At 62.1% G+C, this 23461-nt stretch carries 17 protein-coding genes and 1 tRNA gene; 9 read left to right on the plus strand and 9 right to left on the minus strand.

Annotation, left to right across the window (positions count from 1 at the left end):
• Positions 1-101 precede the first annotated feature (101 nt).
• Positions 102-2315: a hypothetical protein gene (locus tag NRS07_RS01615; protein ID WP_259210553.1), complete on the minus strand. Its 2214-nt coding sequence runs from the start codon at positions 2313-2315 to the stop codon at positions 102-104.
• A 259-nt stretch (positions 2316-2574) separates the two neighbouring features.
• Positions 2575-3477: a cytochrome c5 family protein gene (locus tag NRS07_RS01620; protein WP_259213436.1), complete on the minus strand. Its 903-nt coding sequence runs from the start codon at positions 3475-3477 to the stop codon at positions 2575-2577.
• A 191-nt stretch (positions 3478-3668) separates the two neighbouring features.
• Between NRS07_RS01620 and NRS07_RS01625 the strand changes: the two genes are divergently transcribed.
• A tRNA-Arg gene (locus NRS07_RS01625) sits at positions 3669-3744 on the plus strand.
• Between the two features lie 190 nt (positions 3745-3934).
• Here NRS07_RS01625 and NRS07_RS01630 read toward each other — a convergent pair.
• Positions 3935-4900 (minus strand): hypothetical protein, encoded by a 966-nt coding sequence (locus NRS07_RS01630; protein ID WP_259210554.1) that lies wholly within the window; start codon positions 4898-4900, stop codon positions 3935-3937.
• Between the two features lie 431 nt (positions 4901-5331).
• Between NRS07_RS01630 and NRS07_RS01635 the strand changes: the two genes are divergently transcribed.
• The 6 genes from NRS07_RS01635 (at position 5332) to NRS07_RS01660 (ending at position 14144) form a co-directional block, all read left to right on the plus strand.
• A complete protein-coding gene (locus tag NRS07_RS01635; RefSeq protein WP_259210561.1) occupies positions 5332-6621 on the plus strand; it encodes a nucleotide sugar dehydrogenase in 1290 nt (429 codons plus the stop codon).
• An 84-nt stretch (positions 6622-6705) separates the two neighbouring features.
• Positions 6706-7767 (plus strand): SDR family oxidoreductase, encoded by a 1062-nt coding sequence (locus NRS07_RS01640; RefSeq protein WP_259210563.1) that lies wholly within the window; start codon positions 6706-6708, stop codon positions 7765-7767.
• Between the two features lie 17 nt (positions 7768-7784).
• The gene (locus NRS07_RS01645) at positions 7785-9188 is read left to right on the plus strand and encodes a TIGR03013 family XrtA/PEP-CTERM system glycosyltransferase (RefSeq protein WP_259210571.1); all 1404 of its coding nucleotides are present in this window, start codon (positions 7785-7787) and stop codon (positions 9186-9188) included.
• Between the two features lie 75 nt (positions 9189-9263).
• The gene (prsK, locus tag NRS07_RS01650; protein WP_259210574.1) at positions 9264-11345 is read left to right on the plus strand and encodes an XrtA/PEP-CTERM system histidine kinase PrsK; all 2082 of its coding nucleotides are present in this window, start codon (positions 9264-9266) and stop codon (positions 11343-11345) included.
• A 13-nt stretch (positions 11346-11358) separates the two neighbouring features.
• Positions 11359-12720: a PEP-CTERM-box response regulator transcription factor gene (gene prsR, locus NRS07_RS01655; protein ID WP_259210577.1), complete on the plus strand. Its 1362-nt coding sequence runs from the start codon at positions 11359-11361 to the stop codon at positions 12718-12720.
• The gene (locus NRS07_RS01660) at positions 12717-14144 is read left to right on the plus strand and encodes a right-handed parallel beta-helix repeat-containing protein (RefSeq protein WP_259210578.1); all 1428 of its coding nucleotides are present in this window, start codon (positions 12717-12719) and stop codon (positions 14142-14144) included. Before prsR ends, NRS07_RS01660 begins: the two co-directional genes overlap by 4 nt.
• A 49-nt stretch (positions 14145-14193) precedes the next feature.
• Here the strand turns inward: NRS07_RS01660 and NRS07_RS01665 are convergent, their stop codons facing one another.
• The 5 genes from NRS07_RS01665 to NRS07_RS01685 are packed head-to-tail and all read right to left on the minus strand — an operon-like array spanning position 14194 to position 18382.
• The gene (locus tag NRS07_RS01665; protein ID WP_259210579.1) at positions 14194-15036 is read right to left on the minus strand and encodes a hydrolase 1, exosortase A system-associated; all 843 of its coding nucleotides are present in this window, start codon (positions 15034-15036) and stop codon (positions 14194-14196) included.
• Entirely contained in the window at positions 15026-15871 is an 846-nt protein-coding gene (locus NRS07_RS01670) for a hydrolase 2, exosortase A system-associated (protein WP_259210581.1), read from the minus strand. The genes NRS07_RS01665 and NRS07_RS01670 overlap by 11 nt, the downstream gene beginning before the upstream one ends.
• The gene (locus tag NRS07_RS01675) at positions 15868-16116 is read right to left on the minus strand and encodes an acyl carrier protein (protein ID WP_259210583.1); all 249 of its coding nucleotides are present in this window, start codon (positions 16114-16116) and stop codon (positions 15868-15870) included. The genes NRS07_RS01670 and NRS07_RS01675 overlap by 4 nt, the downstream gene beginning before the upstream one ends.
• A complete protein-coding gene (locus NRS07_RS01680) occupies positions 16107-17168 on the minus strand; it encodes a GNAT family N-acetyltransferase (RefSeq protein WP_259210587.1) in 1062 nt (353 codons plus the stop codon). The genes NRS07_RS01675 and NRS07_RS01680 overlap by 10 nt, the downstream gene beginning before the upstream one ends.
• Positions 17165-18382 carry an aminotransferase class I/II-fold pyridoxal phosphate-dependent enzyme gene (locus tag NRS07_RS01685; protein ID WP_259210589.1) on the minus strand — a complete coding sequence of 406 codons (1218 nt, stop codon included), beginning with the start codon at positions 18380-18382 and terminating at the stop codon, positions 17165-17167. The genes NRS07_RS01680 and NRS07_RS01685 overlap by 4 nt, the downstream gene beginning before the upstream one ends.
• Positions 18383-18511: 129 nt before the next feature.
• On the opposite strand from NRS07_RS01685, the gene NRS07_RS01690 reads away from it, so the two are divergent.
• A complete protein-coding gene (locus NRS07_RS01690) occupies positions 18512-20086 on the plus strand; it encodes an acyl-CoA ligase (AMP-forming), exosortase A system-associated (RefSeq protein WP_259210590.1) in 1575 nt (524 codons plus the stop codon).
• A 4-nt stretch (positions 20087-20090) separates the two neighbouring features.
• Positions 20091-21326 carry a pyridoxal-dependent decarboxylase, exosortase A system-associated gene (locus tag NRS07_RS01695; protein ID WP_259210597.1) on the plus strand — a complete coding sequence of 412 codons (1236 nt, stop codon included), beginning with the start codon at positions 20091-20093 and terminating at the stop codon, positions 21324-21326.
• A gap of 348 nt (positions 21327-21674) precedes the next feature.
• On the opposite strand, the gene NRS07_RS01700 is transcribed toward NRS07_RS01695, so the two are convergent.
• Complete coding sequence (locus tag NRS07_RS01700) at positions 21675-23444, minus strand: asparagine synthase-related protein (RefSeq protein ID WP_259210598.1); 1770 nt, start codon at positions 23442-23444, stop codon at positions 21675-21677.
• Positions 23445-23461: the final 17 nt, after the last annotated feature.

The raw sequence follows: 23461 nt of genomic DNA on the forward strand, positions 1-23461 counted from the left end.
TCTGCCTGTCGTGCGATGCTCGATCAGCGGCACGCTTTGGTCATGTCTGGCTTCGGATCGCCGAAGACCGTGGTCGAGCACATGGCAGCTTGGAAACTGCATTAACGCGGAATGATATCGAATTGTGGCCCCGTCGAATAGTTCGGCTTGACGGTGCGGGACATGAACTTGGTCCATGCGTTGGCACCATCGACACCGCCGACATCGGCGGCGTACGCCAGGGCAGGCTGCATGTTCGACGGGTATCCCGCATAAGCAGATGAGTACCCCGTCATTTCACCGACTTTCAGTTTGAGTGCGGTTGCCATTTCTGCGCTTGCGCACTCCAGGGCTGCAAACGTAGCTGGCATGTCTTTTGCATCGCTGGCACTAAAGGCTTGGCCGATGGTTGTGTAGAAGGGACTGGTGCTGCTATCCCGGACAAGCATCGAATACATGGCGCCGCGGATGTAGCAGGCGCCTTCGCCCACCATGCGCTGAATCGGGAACTGCGACTTCCACTTCAGCAAAGTCGTGGCCTTTGTGAAACCAAGTTCATGTGCATGGCCAACTGCCGCAGTAAAGAAGTCGTCCATCCATGGTGCAATGCCGCGACCGCTACTATAAACGATTGCATAACCGTTAGTGACTACCCCCAGCTTGTTGGCATTCGGGTTGTTCGGATAGTTTTCGTTATACCAATCAAGGTTGCTGTCGAGGATGCGGTTGAAGTGCTCCTTCAGCCGATCGGCGTCGGGCGTGATGTACGCGGCTTCCGCCAGCGTACGCAATGCCCATGCCTGGCCCCGCACCTGCTCCGGCTTGAGCAGACCCTTGATATTTTCGCGGTAGCCCGGATTCGAATTGAACACGTTGTACATGCCCCAGAACTGCAGTTCTTCAAGGAAGAAATGGTCGCCTGTTAGCATGTATGGCAGGTAGGCGAAGGCGGGTTGATGTGAGATGTCGAAGACAAGTGGAGTCTTGCAAGACGTGGTCGTCGCGCACGTCGGGAACGACTCATACTGCTTCGTTGCCGGGTTCTTGGTATCGCCATGGTTACCTACCAGCGTCATGTAGGGATAGTCGATCAGGCTGACCGGCTGGCCTGTCTTCTTGTCGCGATAATGGGCTGAATAACTGCCGGCTTGCTCAGCGGTGCCGAAGGTGACATCGCGCGCGCGGCGGTCCATGCTCAGCAGGTGGACCGCGGCCCACTGCGGCAGCATGCCAATGTCGTCACGGCCACCAGTTGCCGGCATATACGGGACGGCGAGACCCGTACCCATCGGTTCGATGGCAGCCCCGGTCCAGCGCGACTGCAAATTGTTCAACACACTTTCTGGAATGCTCAGCGTCCGGTTGAAGTTCGGCAGGGCACGGGTATCGATCAGATAGCCCGAGTTGTGCTTGATATTGACTTCTGGTGTCGCCGAATTGAACCAGAACATTTTGCGCCAGCGTGCGTGGTGGAAGTGCTCTAGTGCAGCCTTGGCATAGACTGATTTGCCACCTACCAAAATCTCGGCGTCATAAGTGAGGTTTTGCGGTGCGGCTTCATAGGCCCAGTTATTTTCGATCACAACATCGACGCGGGCTTTCTTGACCGCTTGATACCAGCGCACGGCAAAGCGCGCGGTCAGGTGAGGGTGGGCCTCCCCGGCACTGGTCGTCAGTGGGGCAGACACCTGCCATTCACTCGCGGTCGCGCCGTTCAACCAGATTGCCGCTTGGGCTTTCTTTATCAGCTCATCGGCTGATGCGGAATAGCTGACACCGGCAATGGTGGCTTTGACCGAGGCGGTGAACCCCGAGTCCAGCAGCCCAGTGGTGCTTGTAGCGGTGCCTGCGGCAACTGCTGCGTGGTTCAGCGTCATGGTGCGAATTTCACCGGCGGCCAGCGAAGGCAGAATGGCGGAGATGACGGCGTGACGCACACTGCCATCAGGGTGCTTTGCCTTGACGTCGAGCTGCAGGGGCACCGTGAGACCGTTGTCGAGACGGCCTGAAAGGGAAGCTGTAGAAACGAGGTGGCCGGGAGCGAATACCTGGCCAAAGGTCACCGGTACATTGGTTTGCGCGGCAGTGGAAGTGCTTTCGAAACGCACGTCGGTGATTACGCTGTCGCTCGTACTCGAGGTAGTGCTTGCGGTTGCAGTGCCTCGGCTTTGCGGCACATAAGAGGTCGTGGCCAAACTGGAACCTCCGATGCTTGCCGACAAGTGCGGTTTTTGCTCAGGAGCGGTAGTCCCGCCACCACCGCAGGCGGCCAGGGCTGCACTGATGAGGGCGGTGCAAGCGGTGCGAATCGTCAGTAAATGCGTAGGAAATTTCATTTGGGATCTCTTCAGGAGTGCGGGCGTTTCTGGTACGCCCTGTCAGACCTAAAGGTTACGCCAAAGAAAAATTAATGCACAGGGGAATCACAAGTTCCCATTCGGAATTGGATAGAAGTTTGCCCTAGCGCAACACAAACTTTTCGCTTTTTTAATACCTGTTATTTGATAGCAATCACTTCTAGCAAAATTTTTGCTGACGTTTTCGCAACCGGACGAAAAAAAAGCCCGTCCAAGACGGGCCCGTTGAGGATTCAACTTATTTTGAAGCAATCACCATGTAATCCACCGCTGCCTTGATGTCAGTATCGGGGGCGGTCGAGCCGCCTTTTGGTGGCATCATCCCGGCCTTACCCTGGAAACCTTTGATGGCGTGTTCGTACAGCACGGCATTGCCTTGGCCGATACGTGCGGCCCAGGCCGCCTTGTCGCCAGTCTTTGGCGCGCCTGCAATACCAGTGCCGTGGCAGGCGATGCAGGCGGTGTTGTAGACAGCCTTGCCGACGTCGGCAGTGGATGCGACGGCCGGAGCCGCAGTAGCTGGCATCGCGGCGTCGGGTATGGCGCCGGATGGTGCAGCGGCCGGAGCGCTCAGGGTCGTTGCAGAAACGGGTTCGGAAGCGACAGGAGCAGGAGCAGCAGCAGTAGCCGGAGCAGGCGCTGCCGGTTCCTTGAACGAGGCGCCGCTCTTGTTAGCCAGGTAGACCACAGCGCGTTCGACTTCGAGATTGTCGAGTTCCGGATTGCCACCCTTGGCTGGCATGGCGCGGATACCTTCGATCGCGTGCTTGACCAGCATGTCGTAGCCTTGCGCCAGACGGGTGCTCCAACCGGCATTGTCACCCAGTTTCGGGGCTCCTGCTGCGCCGCTATCATGGCATGCGGCGCAAACAGCGACATACACCGCGTTACCTGCCTGCAGCACTTTCGGCGCATTCGCATCGACCAGTGTGAAGCCTTCTTCGGCCACCGGACTCACCCGTGCTGCAATTGCCTCGGCGCTCTGGCTGTTGGAACCAGCCCCGACGAGTCGGTCATTGGTAGCAAAAATCACGAGCAGTATGATGCCGATGACGATGACCAGGAAAAACCCCGCGACTGCCACAATGAGCTGCTTCGGTGTTTGGATCAGGGATTGGTGTTCATTGTGTGCGTCGCTCATGATTTCCTTAATTCTATTAAAAAAACCTGCCACTACCAGCGTTTGCGATGCTTTTTTGCAAATGCCTTCAAACGGGCCGATTATAGACGTAAAGCTGCTGTAGTGTAACGAAATTCAATGTTGTTATAGGCGTGCCCATGGACGCAGGGAGCGAAAGACTGTATCCTTCGCATCACTTTCCTTCCTTTCATGCGGCTGTAGCTCAGTGGATAGAGTATTGGCCTCCGAAGCCAAGGGTCGTGGGTTCGATCCCCGCCAGCCGCACCATCTTCCACGTTTGTTGATTTTTTCATGCCCGACGTCAAGCTTCAGGACGACGAAGTTTAGGTATGAACTTCGCAATTTCCATGTGTCCGCTGGTTATGTCGCGATGCTAATGTCAGTACTGGCTGCTATCGTTATTGGCAATGAAGGTTCCGCAAGGCACTGCTGACGCTGCTATAAACGCAAGCACGTACTACATGGTCGCTGTCGGCGTCCTTACATGGGCACCGTGCAGCAATTCCGGGGCAAGCTCGGCCGCCGACCAGTCTGGTGATACGCGCATCTGACGTGCCGCATGCAAGCGTAATGGATTCTTTATATAGAGCCGTCGCGCCTGGTCGGGATGTGTCTCGATCCAGGAAAGTACCAATTCACGCACCGTTTTCGGCATCAGGTGAATGGGCAGCTTGCGGACGGCAAGATGTTCGCGCACGGCGCGGTTCTCGAGATCACCCTGGGCCTGGCGGAAGCGCCGCTTGAACTGTCCTGTAATATTTTTGATGTTCAAGTCTGCCTGGCCGGGTACATCCCAAGTCGCCTTCGGATTGACTACAATCCGGCGCGGCTCCCAGGCGTTCGCGGCAGGATCGAGGCCGAACATCAACACAGCACCGATCAGCGAATCCGTGCGGTAAAGTCCAAGCGGAAGGCGAAACCCGACTGCACGAAGTTGCGCCATCGCGTGTCCGGCAACCGCGTGCATGTTGCCGTGGAAGCCACCGATACGCAGCATCTCGTCACGCAGCGCTGGGGCCGACCGCCCGCTGCTGGGAACGCCGGTGGCGCCGAAGGCTTGCGGCGCCTCTGTCAGGCTTGCGGCCAGTTGCAACAGGCCGTCTGTTCTCGGTTGGGCATAACCGTCCAGAAAGAAGGCGGGCCGGCCGGCGGGCCAGATTCGGTGAACATATTCGTTCCAGGCATGCGCCTTGTCTCCTTGTGGAATCGACCAGACCCGGAGAGCAGGAATTGGCGGGCAGCTCCGAGCTCGAGCCCAGGCGGCGATTTCCTGAGCCAGGCTAGGATTGCCGTTGATGAGCACATCGATGATGACCTCCTGGTTGGCCGATGCCATGCTGGCAGCCTCGATCGTTTTCTTCAAGGTCTGTGTGGACTCGCGTGCGGCGATGATGGCCAGGGCCCAGGGAAAGTCAATAGACATGTTCTATGTACAATAAAAAGATGCAATCTTGACATTTTAATCGAAGTTGCGTTTCCTACGACCACTGAACATGGAGCACGATTGAAGCATCAAGAATCATGCCTTTCAGAAAATGCTAAAATCAAATTTGCTTGCATAAGTGAAACAGTCGCAGCTTCAAGGCATGACGCTGTCAATCTCAAGCAACTATTGTTAATTGGAAATTACATTCCACGGATGCATGTGGAGAGCGCGTATAGCATATCGAAAATGAAAGATTTTCTAGCCGCAAAGCAATATGCTCAGCAATAGTTGTCAATTTAGTATTGTTTTGAGGCGTTTGTTGTTGCGCCTGACCAAATCTACCTAGTAGTGTTGAGTAGGACTAATCTTCCGTGATATATTGGAAGTTAGCATAATTGCAAAATTTAATTCTTGGACGGAATCCGATAATGAAAGCAGATGAAGTAGTCGCCGTGGTAGGGCTGGGATACGTCGGTTTGCCGCTCGCAGTTGAGTTCGGCAAGAAGGGGCGTACCATCGGTTTCGACCTTTCGAGCGCAAAGATCGAGAACTACAAACAGTTCGTCGACCCGACTGGCGAGGTCTCCTCTGACGAACTGAAAGCAGCACGCCACCTCGAAGTCACCACCGATCCGGCGATACTCGCCCAGGCCGACTATATCGTCGTTGCCGTACCAACCCCAGTCGACATGGCGCACAATCCGGATTTTACTCCGTTGATCGGTGCCAGCAAGTCGGTTGGCATGCACATGAAACGCGGCGCCATCGTTATTTACGAATCGACCGTCTACCCGGGTGCGACCGAAGAGGTCTGCATTCCGCTGCTGGAAGAAAAATCGGGCCTGAAGTGGAAGCAAGACTTCCACGTCGGCTTCTCGCCAGAGCGCATCAACCCGGGCGACAAGGAACACACCCTGACCACGATCCTGAAAGTGGTTTCCGGTGACGACGACGAATCCCTCGAGCGGATCGCCCAATTGTACGAATCGGTGATCACCGCCGGCGTGCACCGCGCGTCCAGCATCAAGGTGGCCGAGGCCGCGAAGGTTATCGAAAACACCCAGCGCGACCTGAACATCGCGCTGATGAACGAGCTGGCCATCATCTTCGACAAGATCGGCATCGACACGCTCGAAGTGCTCAAGGCCGCTGGTACCAAGTGGAACTTCCTGCCGTTCCGCCCGGGCCTGGTCGGTGGTCACTGCATCGGCGTCGATCCTTATTACCTGACCCACAAGGCCGAGATGGTCGGCTATCATCCTCAGGTGATCCTGGCCGGCCGCCGCATCAACGACGGCATGGCCAAGTTTGTGGCCGAAAAGACCGTCAAGTCGATGATCTCCTCGGGCTTTAACGTCAAGGGCTCGAAAGTCAATGTGATCGGCCTGACCTTCAAGGAAAACTGCCCAGACCTGCGCAACTCGAAAGTAGCCGACATCGTCCACGAGCTCGAATCGTATGGCGTCGAGGTGCATGTGTTCGACCCGCAGGCCGATGCCGCCGAAGCGCAGCACGAGTATGGCATCAAGCTCGAAAGCTGGGATAGTCTGCCGAAGGCCGACGCGATCGTCGCCGCGGTGCCGCACAAGGAAGTGCTGGCCCTGTCGCTGACCGATTTCCAGTCCAAGCTCAATCCAAACGGCTGCTTCATCGATGTGAAGTCGCAATTCGATGCGAAGGCCCTGCAGGAAGCTGGTTATTGCGTCTGGCGCCTGTAAGCCGTAAGTCCCGCACCACCCGTGGCACGCAAGCGCCGCGGCAACGCCGGCCGTGCGCCGGCGTGACCGAGAAAGTATCCGAACGTGAACAAGTTTCAAAGCGCCCAGCAACACCTGCTGCAGCACCGCTACCACTGGCTCGTGACCGGTGCGGCCGGGTTTATCGGTTCGAACCTGGTCGAGGCGCTGCTTGCACTCGGCCAGCAAGTCACCGGCCTGGATAATTTCGCAACCGGACATCGCCACAATCTCGATCTGGTGCGCGACGCGGTTGGCCAGGATGCCTGGACGCGATTCGTGTTCATCGAAGGCGATATCCGCAGCCCGGCCGATTGCGCCCAGGCCTGCGGGGGTGTTGATTTCGTGCTGCACCAGGCCGCACTGGGCTCGGTCTCGCGCTCGATCGACGATCCGGTCACGACCAACGAGGTCAATGTCACCGGCTTCCTGAACATGCTGGTGGCTGCGCGTGATGCAAAGGTAAAGCGCTTCGTCTACGCAGCGTCTAGCTCGACCTATGGCGACCACCCCGACCTGCCGAAGATCGAAGACCGCATCGGCAACCCGCTCTCGCCGTATGCCGTCACCAAGTATGTCAACGAGCTGTATGCAAACGTGTTCGGCCGTACCTACGGGATGGAGTCGATCGGGCTGCGCTACTTCAATGTCTTTGGCCCGCGCCAGGATCCGAACGGCGCCTACGCCGCCGTGATCCCGCAGTGGGTGGCCGCGCTGATCCGCAACGATGTGCTGCGCATCAACGGCGACGGCGAGACCAGCCGCGACTTCTGCTATATCGACAACGTGGTGCAGGCGAACCTGTTGTCGGCGCTGGCCGGCGGCGACGCCGCCAACCAGGTGTTCAACATCGCGGTAGGCGACCAGACCAGCCTGAACCAGCTGTACCACACCATGCGCGACCTGTTGCGGGCGCAGTTTCCGCACCTGGAAGCACACCAGCCGCAATACGTCGAATTCCGCCGCGGCGATGTGCGCCATTCGCAGGCGGACATCGCGAAAGCGGCTACCCTGCTGGGCTACCAGCCGACGCACCGGATCGGCGAAGGCTTGCAGCAAGCGATGGCGTGGTATGTGCAGCACCTGGCGCCATCAAGGAACACCCGTGCGCAACCAAACAAGCAATAAAAATCGGGGAGGCTACCGTGTTCAGGATATCTAACCACTACGTGTCGAAGATCGTTTTTCTTCTGCTGTTCGTCGAAGTGATCGTGCTGCTGGGCGCCGCCTATATCGGGGCGGCGCTGCGCATGCTTCAATTCGGTGACATGGGAACGGCGTCTCACCTCGACCACTTCTTTACTTCGGCGGTCGCCTTCACCGTGGCGATCATCTTCAGCATGAGCGCCATGGGCATGTACCAGCTCGATTACGACGAGGGGCTGCGCCATCCGTTCTTCATGAAGCTGATGCCGTCGTTCATGATGGCCTTTGCCATCCTGGCGCTGGTGTTCTACATGGCGCCCGAGCTGTCTTTCGGGCGCGGCACCCTGGCCGTCGTGTTTCTTTTGGCGGGCATTGGTATTTTCCTGGCGCGCATGGCCTTCTTCAAGTCGTCCGAGGCGCGCATCTTGCAGTCGCGCATCCTGTTCCTGGGTGGCGGCCCGCTGGCCCTGGAGTGCAGTGAGCTGGCGGCCAAGAATACGAATTACCACAAGTACGAGATCGCCGGCTTCATCCCGAGCCCGAGCGAAGAATTGTGCGTACCCACCGAGAATCTGCTGAAGGTACGCGAGGGCGACTCCATCGTGTCGCTGGCGCGCCAGTACAACGTATCGGAAATCGTGGTGTCGGTGCAGAACCGCCGCGGCGGCTTCCCGATCAAGGAACTGCTCGACTGTAAGCTGCAGGGCATCCGCGTCACCGACGCCGCCACCTTCTTTGAGCGCGAAACCTGCCAGATCCGGGTCGACTCGCTGCAGCCATCGTGGCTGGTGTTTGGCGGTGGCTTCGACCAGAGCTTCGTGCGCACCTTCATGAAGCGCACCTTCGACCTGGTATGCAGCCTCTTGATCTTGCTGATGGCCTTTCCGCTGATGCTGGCCGCCGCCATCGCAGTGCGACTGGAAGACCGCGGCCCGGTGTTCTACTCGCAGGAGCGGGTCGGCAAGGATGGCAAGACCTTCTATGTACACAAGTTCCGCAGCATGCGCGCCGATGCCGAAAAAGGTGGCAAGCCGCAGTGGGCCGCGCAGAACGATCCGCGCGTGACTCGTGTCGGCAACTTCATGCGCAAGACCCGTATCGACGAACTGCCGCAGATTCTCAACGTGTTCAAGGGCGAGATGTCTTTTGTTGGCCCGCGTCCCGAGCGTCCTTACTTTGTTGAGCAGCTGATCGAAGTGGTCCCGTATTACAATGTGCGCCACAGCGTCAAGCCGGGCATCACCGGCTGGGCCCAGGTACGCTACGGCTATGGCTCGTCGGCTGAAGACGCGCTGCAGAAGCTCCAGTACGACCTGTACTACGTGAAGAACAACAGCCTGTTCCTGGACGTCCTGATCCTGATTAACACCCTCAAGGTCGTCCTGTTCCGCAGCGGCCGCTAACCTGTCTACGCCCCGGCGGCGCAAGCTGCCGGGACAACTCAACCGCCCTCCCGCCGCGCCGCCATCATCGACCTCATGGATGTTTCCCTGACCAGCATTGCGGCCTACAGCTATGCGCTGGTAGCCATCTGTTTCCTCGTGCTGGGCGCCCCCCTGGCGGTGCGCCAGCGGCGCCGCCACGACGTCGCGCTCGGCCTGGCCTGCCTATCGAGTGTGCTGTGGGGCGCAGCCCTGGCCTGGGAAGCGGCCGCTGGCCACATGTGGTCGCCCCTGACCGAAAGCGCCGAGCTGCTGCGCAACGCCGGCTGGTCGGTGTTCCTGGTGGTCTTGCGCGGCCATTTCACCGACGCTAACAGCCGCCTGCCCATGCGCCTGCAACCTGCGCTGGCGCTGGGTGCGCTCGTGTATCTCGGTTGCCTCGGCGCCGCGCTCTCGGGGCACTGGAACCTGACGCAGCTCGATACGTCGGGCGCAACGCCAATTGCGGTACGGGTCGCGATGGCGGTGTCGGGCATGGCTCTGGTGGAACACGTCTACCGCAACCGCACCCTGCACGAGCGCTGGGCCGTGAAGTTCGCCTGCCTCGGCATCGGTGCCATGTTCGCCTATGACTTCTACCTGTACAGTCACACGATGCTGTTTCGCAGTGTCGATTCCGACATCTGGGCGGCGCGCGGGATCGTCAATGCACTCACGGTGCCGCTGATTGCGGTCTCGCTCGGACGCAGCAAGCTGTGGTCGTCGCCGCTGTCGGTGTCGCGCCGCGCAATGTTCCATTCGGCCACGCTGTTTGGTTCGGCCCTCTACCTGCTGGCAATGGGGTCGGCTGGCTACTACCTGCGCTATTTCGGCGGCAGCTGGGGCACGGTCATGCAGGTCACCTTCCTGTTCGCGGCGCTGATCCTGCTAATCGGGGTGCTGTTCTCGGGCAGCTTCCGGGCGCGCCTGAAAGTCTTCATCAGCAAGCATTTCTACCGTTACAACTACGACTACCGCGAAGAATGGATGCGCTTTACGCGCACCCTGTCCAAGCCGGGCCCGGACCTGGGCGAACGGGTCATCGAGGCAGTGGCGGCGCTGGTCGAAAGTCCGGGCGGCGCGCTGTGGCAGCGCGGTGAGTCGGGCCGCTACGAGCCGGTAGCGCACTGGCAGATACCGCCGCTGGCAGCGCTGGAACCAGCCGATTCCGCGTTTTGCCAGTTCCTCGAGACCAGCCAGTGGGTAGTCGATCTGCACGAGTACGCAAATAGTCCCGATAAGTACGACACCCTGGTGCTGCCGGCGTGGCTGGGCGGCTACCAGCGCGCCTGGCTGGTGGTGCCATTGATTTTGCACGGTCACCTGTTCGGCTTCGTGCTGCTGCAAAACGCGCGCAGCCCGGTAAAACTGAACTGGGAAGTGATCGACGTGCTCGAGATTGCCGGCAGCCAGGCCGCCAGCCAGCTGGCGCAGCAAGATGCCGCGCATGCCCTGATGGTAGCGCGCCAGTTCGAGTCGTTCAACCGCATGTCGACCTTCGTGGTGCACGACCTGAAGAACCTGGTGCTGCAGCTGTCGCTGATGAATGCCAACGCCGCCAAGCACAAGGACAATCCCGAATTCCAGGCCGACATGCTAGAGACGGTCGACTACTCGGTGCAGAAGATGAAGATCATGCTGCAAAAGCTCAGTCGCACCGAGAACCACGAGCAGCCGCTGGCGCTGGCGCTGGAACAAGTCGTCAGGCAGGCCGTGGCACTCAAGGGTGCCTTCGAGCCACGCCCGCAACTACAGGTCGACCAGCCAGCCTTGTGCGTGCTGGCCGACCGCGAGCGCCTCGAGCGGGTGGTCGGGCACTTGATCCAGAATGCGATCGAGGCCACCCCCCGCACCGGGAGTGTCAAGATCCGGGTCGCACACGAGGCAGGGCAGGCGCTAATCGAGATCGCCGATACCGGCGAAGGAATGAGCGAAGACTTTATCCGCGAGCGCCTGTTCAAGCCTTTCGATTCAACCAAGTCGGCCGGCATGGGGATCGGCGTGTTCGAAAGCCGCGAATATATCAACGAACTGGGCGGCAGCCTGGCGGTGAGCAGCAGCCCGGGACAGGGCACCACCTTCCGCGTCACACTGCCGCTTTGCCAACATGAAACGCCTGCGGCCGAACGCGCCGCATGATGCGAGGAACAACGTGACTCAGAATAAACCAAAACTGCTCATCATCGAAGACGACCCGGGCCTGCAAAAGCAGCTGCGCTGGAGCCTCGATGCCTACGACGTGGTGGTCGCCGGCGACCGCGAGGCGGCGCTGGCCCAGATCCGGCGCCATGAGCCGGCGGTATGCACCATGGACCTCGGGTTGCCGCCCGATCCGGACGGCTCGACCGAGGGCCTGGCGACGCTGCAGCAAATCCTGGCGCTGGCCCCCGAGACCCGCGTCATCGTCCTTACCGGCAACCAGGATCACACCAATGCGGTCAAGGCCATCGCCATGGGCGCCTACGACTTCCATCACAAGCCGTGCGACCCGGAAGTGCTCAACCTGGTGATCCAGCGCGCCTTTTTCCTGCATAACCTGCAGAACGAAAACCGCCGCATGCAGCAGTCGCAGGCCGATTCGCCGATGTCGGGCGTCATCTCGCGCGACCCCGGCATGCTCAAGGTCTGCCGCAACATCGAAAAAGTGGCACCGACCTCGGCCTCGGTCATGCTACTGGGCGACTCGGGCACCGGCAAGGAAGTGCTGGCGCGCGCGCTGCACCAGCTGTCGCCGCGTTCCAAGGAGCGCTTCATGGCGATCAACTGCGCGGCAATTCCCGAGAACCTGCTCGAGAGCGAACTGTTCGGCTACGAGAAAGGCGCCTTCACCGGCGCGGCCAAGCAGACCAAGGGCAAGGTCGAGCTGGCGCACGGCGGCACCTTTTTCCTCGATGAGGTGGGCGACCTGCCAATGCCGCTGCAGGCCAAGCTGCTGCGCTTTCTGCAAGAGCGCGTGATCGAGCGCATCGGCGGTCACGAAGAAATCCCGGTGGACGTGCGCATCGTCTGCGCGACTCACCAGAAGCTCAAGGAATTGTGCGCCCAGGGCCGCTTCCGCGAAGACTTGTACTATCGCTTGTCCGAGATCGTGGTGACGATTCCGCCGCTGCGCCAGCGCGAAGGCGATGCTGCGCTGCTGGCGCATCACTTCAAGAACAAGTTCTGCGCCCAGGAATCGCGCCCGTCGCTGCATTTTGCGCCAGATGCGATCGCGGCCATCGAAGCCTATGGCTGGCCGGGCAATGTGCGCGAGATGGAAAACTACATCAAGCGCGCGGTCATCATGGCCGACGGTAACACCATCGTCGCCGACGACCTGGGCCTGCCGGGAGAAGCGGCCGAAGAAGAACCGCTCAACCTGCGCCAGGTGCGCGACGAAGCCGAGTACAAGGCCATCGTCAAGGCGCTGGCGCGGGTCGACGGCAATATTGTCAAGGCCTCGGAAGTGCTGGGTGTCAGCCGTCCGACCTTGTATGACCTGATGGGGCGCCACGGCATCAAGACCGGCACATGAAGGCGCGCTGGCTGCTGGCAGTACCAGTGCTGGCGGGGCTGGCAGGGGCCATGGGCGGCGTACTGTATTTGCAGGGCCAGGGCGTCACGCCGCGTGCGCTGGCGCCTTATATAGAAAAACGCACGTCCGGCCATAATGGCGTGATCGTGGCGAGTGGCCAATGGTTCGGCGCCGTACTGCGCCGGCTCGACCGCGGCGCACAGGCGCCCTACGCGCTGCCGGCGCTGTTGATCGGCGCCCAGCCCGTTGCGGTGGCGGCGCTGGTCGCGGCCAAGCTGGTACCGGTGGCTTCGACAGACGAGGCGCGGCGCGCCTTCGCGGCCGCCATTCCGGGCGACGTCATCACCTTTTTGCCCGGGGTGTACTTGATCGACCGGCCCCTTCGTGCTGACCGGCCGGGCGCTGTTGGCAGGCCAGTCGTGGTGCGCGCGGAGCGGCCGGGCACAGTAAGCATCGAGTTGGCCACCAGCGAAGGCTTCGTGGTCGCGGCCCCGCATTGGCGCTTTGAAAATCTCTCGATTCGCGGCGCCTGCGCCCACGCGGCAAACTGCGAACATGCGTTCCACGTGGTCGGTCGCGGAGCGCATTTCGTCGCCCGCAACAACACCATCGTCGATTTCAATGCTCATTTCAAGATCAACGGTAACGGCGACGGCTTTCCGGACCACGGCCTGATCGAGGCGAACACGCTGACCAATACCGCGCCGCGGCCGACCCACAATCCGGTCACGCCGATCGACCTGGTGGCCGCCAGCGGCTGGACCATTCGCGCAAACCTGATCACTGACTTTATCAAGGCTCATGGCGACCGGATCAGCTACGGCGCTTTCGCCAAAGGCGCAGCTGCACATACGGTGTTTGAACGCAATGTGGTGCTGTGCGAGCAAAAACTGCAGGGCTTGCCGGGTCAGCGGGTCGGCCTGTCTTTCGGTGGCGGCGGCACCGGCAAGCAGTATTGTCGTGACCGAAAATGCATTACCGAGCACGATGGCGGCGTGATGCGCGCGAACCTGGTAGCGGCTTGCTCCGATGCCGGCATCTATGTCAACAGCGGCGCCGGCAGCCTGCTGGCGCACAACACGCTGCTCGATACCGCCGGGGTGCAGGTGCGTTACCCGGAAAGCAGCGCGCAGCTGGAGGGCAATGTGATCGACGGCGCCATTACCAGCCGTGACGGTGCAGTGGTGCGACAAGGCGATAACCAGTCCAGCTCGATCGCAGCGTTGTACGCCGGCCTGCACCTGCAGCGCAGCCAGTTTGCAGCACCAGGCGCGCTTGACCTGCGTTGGAAAAACCAGCCGCCCCGGCGCAGCGCGCCCGAACGCCCGCTGGACCTGTGCGGGATGGCGCGCCCGGCGTCTTTCGCTTACGGCGCCTTCGAGGATTTCGGGGCTTGCCTGCAGCCGCGCCGCCCTCTTAACTAAACGGAGCGGGGCGCGCTCAGCTTGGCGCTGGCGATCTTCAGCAGACGCTTCACCACGAATGCAACCAGTCCGCGGTCCAGGCCGCCACCTGGTCGCGCCATTCGCGACGCGAGAAGGTATGGTCGGCCCGTGCCAGCTCATGCCGGGTAAAACGCGGGGCCTCCAACAAGCCCTTCCACCCTGGTGCGGCGGCGGTGTCGGCGAATTCGCGGGCGGTCAGGTCGGCGCCGCTCAGCACCACCAGCACTTTTCCGTCAAAGCGCGACAGGGCGCCGTGCATGCGCTCGGGCAGTGCCTCGCTGCCACTGGTCTTACCGGCCTGGCGCGGCTTGCTGGCGCGCGCCAGGATATCGACCAGCGAGCGGGCAGCCGCGCGCATGTCGAAGCGGCCTTGGGCGATCTTTTTCCATAGCACCGGCGACAGGAAGCGTTCGCGGTAATAATGCTTGAGCGTGCTGCGCGCCAGCCCTTCATCGGTGCGCACCCAGGGGTTGAGCAGTACCAGTGCGCTCACGCGCGCATCGCTCTCGGCATACAGTGCCGCAGCCGAGGCGCCGTCGCACAGCCCCCACAGGACCACTTCTTGCAGACCCGGGACGGCGGCGAAAAAGGCGTCGATGGCGCAACGCACATCTAGCCCGATGTCGTCGAATCCGCGCATCTCGCCATCGCTGTCGCCCATTCCGCGGTAATCGAAGCGCATCGCCGCGATGCCCTGCGCCGCCAGGGCGCGTGCCAGCAAGGTGAATTGGCGATGGCTGCCGGCGCGGTATTGCGGGCCGCCGACCACGACCAGCACGCCGCGCCGGCCCGGCTGCATCGGCACGGTTGCCACGCCAACCAGCCATTGGCCGGCGCAGGGGAAGGCCAGCGCTTTTTCGTCAAACAGCATCGACCGGCTCCTGGATTGCTTCGCAGGTGGCGGCCACCAAGGCCGGGCATTCGGTGATTTCCTGGGTCGACCAGAAAGGCTGGCCGACCACCTGCCGAGCCTGTACTAGCACGCGCGCGCGGCGCCAACGCTCGACGGTACTGGAGGCGGCCGCCGTCAGCGGGCGGTCGGGGGCGGTCGCCAGCTCGAACCAGTGCACCGGGATCTTGTGCGGGGTCAGCAGGGCCGCATCGAGCGCGTCGATCGCCTGCGCCAATTCTGGATGCAGGTCGTAGCCAGCGATTTCCAGCGTCTCGCCGCGCGCGAGCGCGGCGCGCAGGGCAGCAGTGCCGAGCCTGGTATCGCCGCCCGAGAGCATGTCGTTGGCCACCCGCAGGCGCAAGAACTGCGCCAGGACCGAAGGGCCGGACAAGGCCGGCTGCCACAGGACAATGCGGGCAGGCGCCTTGGCTGCGGTGCGGGCGAAGTCGAGTGCCAGCGCGGCGCCCAGGCGCAGTCCGAGCAGCGTGATTGGCTGCGCCAGGCGCGTGTCGAGCCAGGCATGAGCTGACGCCAGGTCGCGCCTCCAGGTTTCCCAGCGTGCATCGCCGAAATCGCCGCTGCTGTCGCCGCAGCCGTGCAGGTCGATTTGCAGCACGCCGTAGCCCTGCGCCGCCAGTGCGCGCGCCTGCAGCGCTGCCATGCGGCGCGAGCGGTTCAGTTCTTCGGCAAACGGATGCACGTACAGCACGGCGCCGCGGCAGTCGCCGACGGCGGGGTGAAACAGGCAAAAGCGCTGCCCGCCGTCCACCGGCAGGAAGAACGGCACCGCGGCTGGCCCGGACGCCAGGGTCATGCGCCGCGCTTTTCTTGCACGAAGGCCGTCAGGCTGCCGAGCGTGGCAAAGGTACTGGCGCTGATGTCGTCGTCGTCGATCATGATGCCGAACTGGTCTTCGAGTGCACCGATCAGGCTCACGACCGCCATCGAATCGAGCTCCGGCAGGCTGCCCAGCAGCGGCGAGTCTGCAGCGAGTTCGTTGCCGGCCGGGCCCAGGTTCAGCACGTCGATGAGGATATTCCTGACTTCGTTCAAGTACATTCTTGCTCCGTTAATCCGTTGCATGTGCTCTGGCGCGCGGCGCGCGCCTGCAGCTTGCGGTGCCAGCCGCGTAGTGCAGGCCAGCGGTAAATATTGAGATGGTAGAGCGTGCGCACCTCGTCCGTCCAGCGCAAGTGCCATTCCATGACCTTGCCATAGAATTCGATGCGCTTGAAGCGCCCCTGGTCGAACAACTCGCGGGTTTCCTCCTCGCGCATCAGGAGGGTAGGCGACAGCGATCCGGCGACGCGCTCGTCATAGGTTGTCTTGAGCACCACGATGCAATCAGCGCCTTCGATGCACAGGTCGGTCGCGGCAAGCTGCCCGCCAATCCAGTAGCGGTAGATGCTGCCGGCTCCGCGTCGGCAGAACGCCTCGAGCATGTCTTTGTAAAACCGCCCCTGCGCATTGTCGGCGTGGACCGCGGTGCCGCCGCCGGCTTTCCAGCCGGTGCTCTCCAGATTGCCATAATCGGCGACCGCGGCGCCCACCGACTCGGCATCGCGTATTACTTCCAGGCGCAGCGCGATGCCGTCGCGTTCGAGCCGGGCGCGCTGCTTCTTCAGGTTGCCGCGCAAATTCTTGCCGCGCGTGCTCCAGTACGCGTCGAAACTGCCCTCGATGGTAATTCGGGCGGTCTGGATGTAGTTGAGCGTTTGCACGCAACCGCCATCGGCTGGACGCGGAACCAGTTCCGGGTCGCACTGCGTGATGGCGGTTACCAAGTTGAGACCGGGCAGGGCGCGCACCAGCGCAGCGGCCAGCATGGCGGTGTCGGTGCCGGGGCATTGCAGCCAGATGCCGATCGGGGCCTGGGCGGGCTGGAAGGTCTGCCAGCGCGCGCGGCCCTCGGATGACAATACCGCCATTGCCACCACATGTTGGCCGCAGCGGCAGGTTGCCAGCAGTTCGTCGCCGCGCGCGAAATGCGCGAGCAGCGGCAGCACGAAATCGGCTGCCAGCAGCGGCGAGGCCGCGCCGCTTGCATGCAGCCGCGCCCATTCCGACAGGTGCTCGGCAAAGCTGCGTGCCGAAACGAAGCTCCAGTTCATGCCGCCACCGCCTGGGCCAGCAGCGCCTGCTGCAGCTGGTCTGCCATCCATGCCAGTTCGTCCGGGTTTAGCTCCTGGTGGCAGGGAAAGGCGATCACGCGTTGTGCCAGCATCGCGCCGTTGGCGCAAGTGGCGGCGTCTACTCCCGGCCAGCGCGCATGGGCAAAGCGCACCAGCGGCACCCCGGCCGCGTGCAAGCGCTCGAAAATGCTTTCTGGATCGTCCAGCAGTAGCGGGAACTGCCACGGCACGACGCCCTCGGGCAGCGTGGGAAACAACGGCCGGCAGCCGGGCAGGCCGCGCGTGGCGTCTTCGAGCACCAGATAGTGGCGCCGCCGCAAGGTACAGATGCGGCGGGTCGAAGCCAGTTTCATGATCACCCGCGAAAACCAGGCCGAACGCTTGTCGACCCAGCGCGGTTCGAAATCGAAGCCGCTGTCCGACGAAGCCGGCGCCAGGCTGGTCTTAATGCTTGCGCCGGCGCCGGCATTGTGGCGCGCCTTGAGCGCGCGCCACGCCATGTCCTTCAAGCCCAAGGGCAGGCGCAGCAAGGCGCGCACGACTGGCAGGCGTCCGTGCGCGAAACTGTTTTCGAGCGTGGCCAGCGCTGCCTTGGCCTCGAAACCCAGGCCGCCAGGTTGCAGCACGATTGCGTCGAGCCGGTGGCGCGCCGATACCAGGGCCCCGCCTTCGTAGGTTGGAAAAAACTTCATGCTGCTGGCGATGGCGTAGTCACCCCAGGAACCGACCGGCTTGCCGCGGTACTGGCCGAAGAAGCAGTGCGCGCAGTCTTCCAGCAGCTGCAGGCCGCGCGCGTCGCAAAAGGCACGGATCGTTTGCAGCGCTTGCGGAAAGCCGAAGTAATTGGTGACCATGAGGGCGCGCGTCGCCGGGCCGAGCTTCGCCGCCACGTCGTCAAGGTCGACCGAGGCGTCTGCGCCGACGCGGTAGAATACCGGGGTCGCTCCGCACCACAATACCGGCGGCACCATCGAGGGGCTGTGGTAGGCCGGCACCAGCACTTCGTCGCCCGGCTGTAGGCCCATCTGGCGCAGCGCCAGCGCGATCGCCACCCTGCCGCTTGTGACCATGCGCACCTGGCCGGCGTCGAGCACCGACGGTGGCCGCGCAGCGGCGTGCCTGCCCTGCGGGCCGCTGAACGAGGCACGCGACAGCACGGGGGCGATCGGCAGGCTGGGGCGGTGTGCGCGCATGTGGTTCATCTTCAGTTTAGGCAACACAGTATAACGGTGGATGCCGGTTTTGCTGTTCTGGGTTGAAACGAAAATGTTAAGATGGCGCCCGCTTTTCCCGTCCCTGCTGGTCTGTACAAGAAGGTTTGAATGAGCGAGCTGGTTCACGATTTGATTTTCACGGCGGCGCACCGGGCCCCTGGCGCCGAGGCGCTGGTATACGGCGCCGAACGGCTCGACTACGCCGCACTGGCGCGCATGGTGCAGGGAGCAGCCGGACAGCTGCTGGATATCGGTATCAAGCCGCGCGAACGGGTTGCGGTCTATCTCGAAAAACGCATTGAAAACGTGGCCGCGATGTTCGGCGCATCGGCGGCGGGCGCCGTGTTCGTGCCGGTCAATCCGCTGCTGAAGGCGCCCCAGGTTGCGCATATCCTGGCCGACTGCGAGGCACGCGTACTGGTCACCTCGAGCGAGCGCCTGCATGCACTAGCCGAGGTGCTGGCGCACTGCCCTGGATTGCGCTCGATTATCGTGGTCGGCTCCGCCTCGCTGCCACAGCTGCCTGGCGCATTCCGGCTGCTGGCCTGGGAGTCAGGTGCAGCGCCGGCGCCTGGCGGCGCCCTGCCGGCGATCGACGCCGACATGGCCGCCATCCTGTACACATCGGGCAGCACCGGTAAACCCAAAGGCGTGGTGCTATCGCACCGGAACATCGTGGCTGGCGCGCGCAGCGTTGCGGGCTATCTTGGCAACACGGACGACGACCGCATCCTGGCGGTGCTGCCGCTGAGCTTCGACTACGGCTTGAGCCAGCTGACCACCGCCTTTTACGCCGGCGCCACCGTGGTGCTGATCAATCACCTGTTTGCGCGCGACGTGCTCAAGGCAGTGGATGCGGAACGCATCACCGGCCTGGCCGCGGTGCCGCCATTGTGGATTCAGCTCGCGCAACTGGATTGGCCGGCCGCCTGCTCGCTGCGCTACCTGACCAACTCGGGCGGCGCCATGCCGCGCGCTACCGTGGCCGCGCTGCGCACCAGGCTGCCCGATGCCAACCTGTTTCTGATGTATGGCCTGACCGAAGCTTTCCGCTCCACCTATCTGCCGCCAGCCGAGCTGGCGCGCCGCCCCGACTCGATGGGCCGCGCCATCCCGAACGCCGAGGTGCTGGTGGTACGGCCTGACGGCAGCCTGTGCGATGCCGACGAGCCCGGAGAGCTGGTGCACCGCGGCGCCCTGGTCTCGCTGGGCTACTGGAACGATCCGGCCAAGACCGCGCAGCGTTTTCGTCCGGCGCCCGGCCAAGATCCTGCGCTGCCGCTGGCCGAGCTGGCGGTATGGTCGGGCGACACCGTGCGCCGCGACCAAGAGGGTTACCTGTACTTTATTGGCCGCAGCGACGACATGATCAAGGTGTCTGGCTACCGGGTCAGCCCGGCCGAGGTCGAGGAAGTCGTGCATGAGAGCGGCCTGGTCGAAGAAGCGGTCGCCTTTGGGGTGCCGCATCCGGTCATGGGCCAGGCCATCGTGGTGCTCGCGGTGGCGCGCGAAGCAGGCTTGACCCCCGCGCTGCTGCAGAAAGAATGCCAGCGCCGCCTGCCGGCCTGGATGGTGCCGGCCCATATCGCGCTGCTTCTTGGCCCGTTGCCGCGCAACCCTAACGGCAAGTTCGACCGTCCGGCGTTACGCGCGCCCTTTGTTGCGCTGTTTGAAAGCGAATGATCCCATGAGCGTTACCAAACCAGTCCATGCCGCGCAAACCGGCTTCCCCGTCGTTGATGGCTGCCTGCAGGTCGGTGGTATCCCGATCACGCGCCTGGCGCAGCGGGTCGGCAGCACGCCTTTCTATGCGTACGACCGTCGCCTGCTGTCGGAACGCATTGCCGAGGTGCGCAAGCACATCCCAGCTGCGGTCGAGCTCCACTATTCGGTGAAGGCCAACCCGATGCCGGCCCTGGTCCAGCACCTTGCGGGCCTGGTCGATGGCCTGGACGTGGCATCCGGCGGCGAGCTCAAGGTTGCGCTCGACACCGGCATGGATCCGTGGCGCGTCAGCTTCGCCGGTCCCGGCAAGTCCGAGGCCGAACTGCGCCGGGCGATTGCCGCCGGCGTCTGCATCCATGCCGAATCGGAACGCGAGCTGCGCACCGTGGCGCGCCTCGGCGAGGCACTGGGCATCGCGCCGCAACTGGTATTGCGGATCAACCCGGACTTTGAACTGAAGGGCTCGGGCATGCGCATGGGGGGCGGTGCCAAGCAGTTCGGCATCGACGCCGAGGAAGCCCCGCGCATGCTGACGCTGGCGGCAGCGCTCGGACTGGATGTGCTGGGTTTTCACATCTACAGCGGCTCGCAAAGCCTTAAAGCCGAGGCAATCATCGAGGCCCAGGCGCAGACCGTAGAGCTGGCGCTACGACTGGCCGAGACCAGCCGCAGCCCGCTACGGATGCTCAACATCGGCGGCGGCTTCGGCATTCCTTATTTCCCGGGCGAGGCACGCCTTGACCTGGCGCCGATTGGCGCTGCCCTCGATCGCTTGCTGCCGCGGGTGCGGGCGGCGTTGCCCGAGGCTAGCTTGTCGATTGAGCTGGGACGCTACCTGGTCGGGGAAGCGGGCGTTTACGTGGCGCGCGTGGTCGACCGCAAGGTCTCGCGCGGCCAGGTATTCTTGGTCACGGATGGCGGCTTGCACCACCACCTGGCCGCGTCGGGAAATTTTGGACAGGTGATCCGCAAGAACTATCCCGTCGCGATCGGCAACCGGATGGCTTCTGGCGATACAGAGGCGGTGTCGGTGGTCGGGCCGTTATGCACGCCGCTCGACGTGCTGGCCGACCGCATGGAGCTGCCGCGCGCCGACGTGGGCGACCTGGTAGTGGTGTTCCAGTCGGGGGCGTATGGGTTGAGTGCGAGTCCGGGGGGATTTCTTGGGCATCCGGATGCGCAGGAAGTGCTGGTCTGAGGCGGAGCGTGTAGTACCGACGGCAATTTCTTGATGAGCAACTCGAGCCGAAACTTCAGGTCTGCCGGACGCTTGTCGAGCAAAGCCAGCATTTCCTGAGCGATGGAAAAATCGGCGCGTCAGAAAGCAACTTTGAACACGCTAGGCGCCGGTCGTGGATGTTGTTAGCAATCATTTCGCGATAGCCCGCCGCGATCGGGTGATGATCCAGAACATACACGAGGAAGCTCGCAGTGCGCCGGACCATGTGCACGGAATCTGATGAATCATCGGAATCATGTTTCCGGATGTGGACCAAAGGCCGCTTCAGTCACCTAAAACTTTGCCCAAACACCCGGAATCGCGACTTTATTCAGCAGCTCGGGCCGCCACATTCTCTTGTGCCGCATTCCAGTAGCGATGATACACCCCGGCCGTCTTGATCAGATAGCTGTAGTCGCGTAGACCGCTGCCCGTCAGCAGGCTAGCCAGGCGCAAGGCACCTCGGCTGATCAATTTGTCCGGAAAGTACTGTGCCGACAGCATGCGATATCCATTGCTAGCCTGCGAACGACGCATTTGCGCGTACATCTTCTTGTCGTAGTAAGTATCCCATTGGTATTTCAAGCCCGGGGGACTAGGCAAGGTGCAAGGGATGTGCCCAGGATAGGCTTGCCATGGAATCGACTTCAGTGCGTTCGGGAAGTATTCCATCCAGTCCATGTAGAAACGGTGCGCCATGAGCCAGTCATTTGGCAGGCGTAGCACGCTGTCGAGGAAGTCTGCATCGAAGAATGGAAGGTGGAACTCGATTCGCTCGACGTCGATGTCCTCGAAATGCTGAGCCAAGTGACGCCGTTGGTCGTTGAGCATCAAGAACAGCTGGAAACGCCGACCCTGGTCAGGACCCTCGATGGCGGCCAGCTCCTCGGCAATACCCTGGAAGGTGAGGTTGCCGATCTGTTCGACAGCTGAGCGATGGAAGATCCGGCGTGGGACACCGCCGTTGAATAGCGTGATCGCTTCCGGCGTCGCGCCGCGCTCCATCGCCGATACAATTTCGGGCGTCATGTAGACATAGCCTAGACCCACACTTCCGCCGTCGCCGGACCATAGCACTGGCGCCTGCCCGGCTGACGACAGTTCAGGGAAAGTCTCGCGGATCCAGGCATTGACCGCATCCTTGCGATAACCCTGGCTCACGTTTCCAGCATTCGTTTCGATCTGCGTATGTTTCAGGTGTAACTGGTCGGCGACCAACTTCGCGAATACTTGATCCTGGCTACAGTCGGGCGCATAGTTTACTGAATGCACATCACTGCCGAGCGCTGCCAAGCCACCAACGATCACTCGTGAATCGAGGCCGCCGCTGAGGAAGGCGGCGGCGATGCGGGCGTTACGCTGGCGCCGCACGACCGCACTCAGAAAGCTATCGTAAGCACGGCGCGTTGCGGATTCGTAGCTAATGTCATCCAGCGGTCCATCCCAGCGCCAGTATTGCTCGCGCTGCACGCTGCCAGCGCTGAGGTACACGGCTTCACCTGCGCGCAACATGGAAATGTTCAGGAAAGGCGTGCGCTCGCCCAGCGCATAACCAAGTGCAGCGATTTCGGTGACGCCGCGTATGTCGAACTGCTTGGGCACGGCAGGGACCGCCTCCAGGATGCGCAGTGCGCTGGCGAAAACGACGAACTGGGGACCTGCCCACACATACACCGGTCGCACTCCGCACTTATCGACGTACACCGACATCGTATGCTTAAGAGCATCGTAATCGACACCGCAGAAGGTTCCGGATGCTTGTCGGAGTATGTCGAAGCGCATATTTGAGCGCATATCCGAGCGCAGGCCGGCGCTGATACGCTCCAGGTCTTCGGTGCGCTCGCTGTTACCGGTCATACCCGGACCTGTGAGCAGCGGTTCGCCTGCAATCACCGAAAAACCCGCACTGCCCTGATCCAGCATGCCGCTGCCATTAAAGGCGCCAATATCGACGCTAGCCACATAGGCGTGGCTGGTACGCCATTCGGTCGGAAGGTCTGCAGGGGAGCGCGTCACATGCATGCGCAATGCATCGATCAAGGCCGGGGGTAGGTCGACATCAGGAGACAGGGAATAGGCGCCGCAGAAGATAGTCATGGTCGTGTTATCAATTC

Origin of the sequence: Massilia sp. H6 (genome assembly GCF_024802625.1) — a bacterium.
In the GTDB taxonomy this organism is placed as follows: Bacteria; Pseudomonadota; Gammaproteobacteria; order Burkholderiales; family Burkholderiaceae_D; genus Telluria.

What these genes read in the sequence shown, in the direction of transcription:
- NRS07_RS01615 (WP_259210553.1), bottom strand. Translation starts at nt 2,315, where the DNA reads ATGAAATTTCCTACGCATTTACTGACGATTCGCACCGCTTGCACCGCC.
- NRS07_RS01620 (WP_259213436.1), bottom strand. Translation starts at nt 3,477, where the DNA reads ATGAGCGACGCACACAATGAACACCAATCCCTGATCCAAACACCGAAG.
- NRS07_RS01630 (WP_259210554.1), bottom strand. Translation starts at nt 4,900, where the DNA reads ATGTCTATTGACTTTCCCTGGGCCCTGGCCATCATCGCCGCACGCGAG.
- NRS07_RS01635 (WP_259210561.1), top strand. Translation starts at nt 5,332, where the DNA reads ATGAAAGCAGATGAAGTAGTCGCCGTGGTAGGGCTGGGATACGTCGGT.
- prsK (WP_259210574.1), top strand. Translation starts at nt 9,264, where the DNA reads ATGGATGTTTCCCTGACCAGCATTGCGGCCTACAGCTATGCGCTGGTA.
- NRS07_RS01660 (WP_259210578.1), top strand. Translation starts at nt 12,717, where the DNA reads ATGAAGGCGCGCTGGCTGCTGGCAGTACCAGTGCTGGCGGGGCTGGCA.
- NRS07_RS01665 (WP_259210579.1), bottom strand. Translation starts at nt 15,036, where the DNA reads ATGCTGTTTGACGAAAAAGCGCTGGCCTTCCCCTGCGCCGGCCAATGG.
- NRS07_RS01670 (WP_259210581.1), bottom strand. Translation starts at nt 15,871, where the DNA reads ATGACCCTGGCGTCCGGGCCAGCCGCGGTGCCGTTCTTCCTGCCGGTG.
- NRS07_RS01675 (WP_259210583.1), bottom strand. Translation starts at nt 16,116, where the DNA reads ATGTACTTGAACGAAGTCAGGAATATCCTCATCGACGTGCTGAACCTG.
- NRS07_RS01680 (WP_259210587.1), bottom strand. Translation starts at nt 17,168, where the DNA reads ATGAACTGGAGCTTCGTTTCGGCACGCAGCTTTGCCGAGCACCTGTCG.
- NRS07_RS01685 (WP_259210589.1), bottom strand. Translation starts at nt 18,382, where the DNA reads ATGCGCGCACACCGCCCCAGCCTGCCGATCGCCCCCGTGCTGTCGCGT.
- NRS07_RS01690 (WP_259210590.1), top strand. Translation starts at nt 18,512, where the DNA reads ATGAGCGAGCTGGTTCACGATTTGATTTTCACGGCGGCGCACCGGGCC.
- NRS07_RS01695 (WP_259210597.1), top strand. Translation starts at nt 20,091, where the DNA reads ATGAGCGTTACCAAACCAGTCCATGCCGCGCAAACCGGCTTCCCCGTC.
- NRS07_RS01700 (WP_259210598.1), bottom strand. Translation starts at nt 23,444, where the DNA reads ATGACTATCTTCTGCGGCGCCTATTCCCTGTCTCCTGATGTCGACCTA.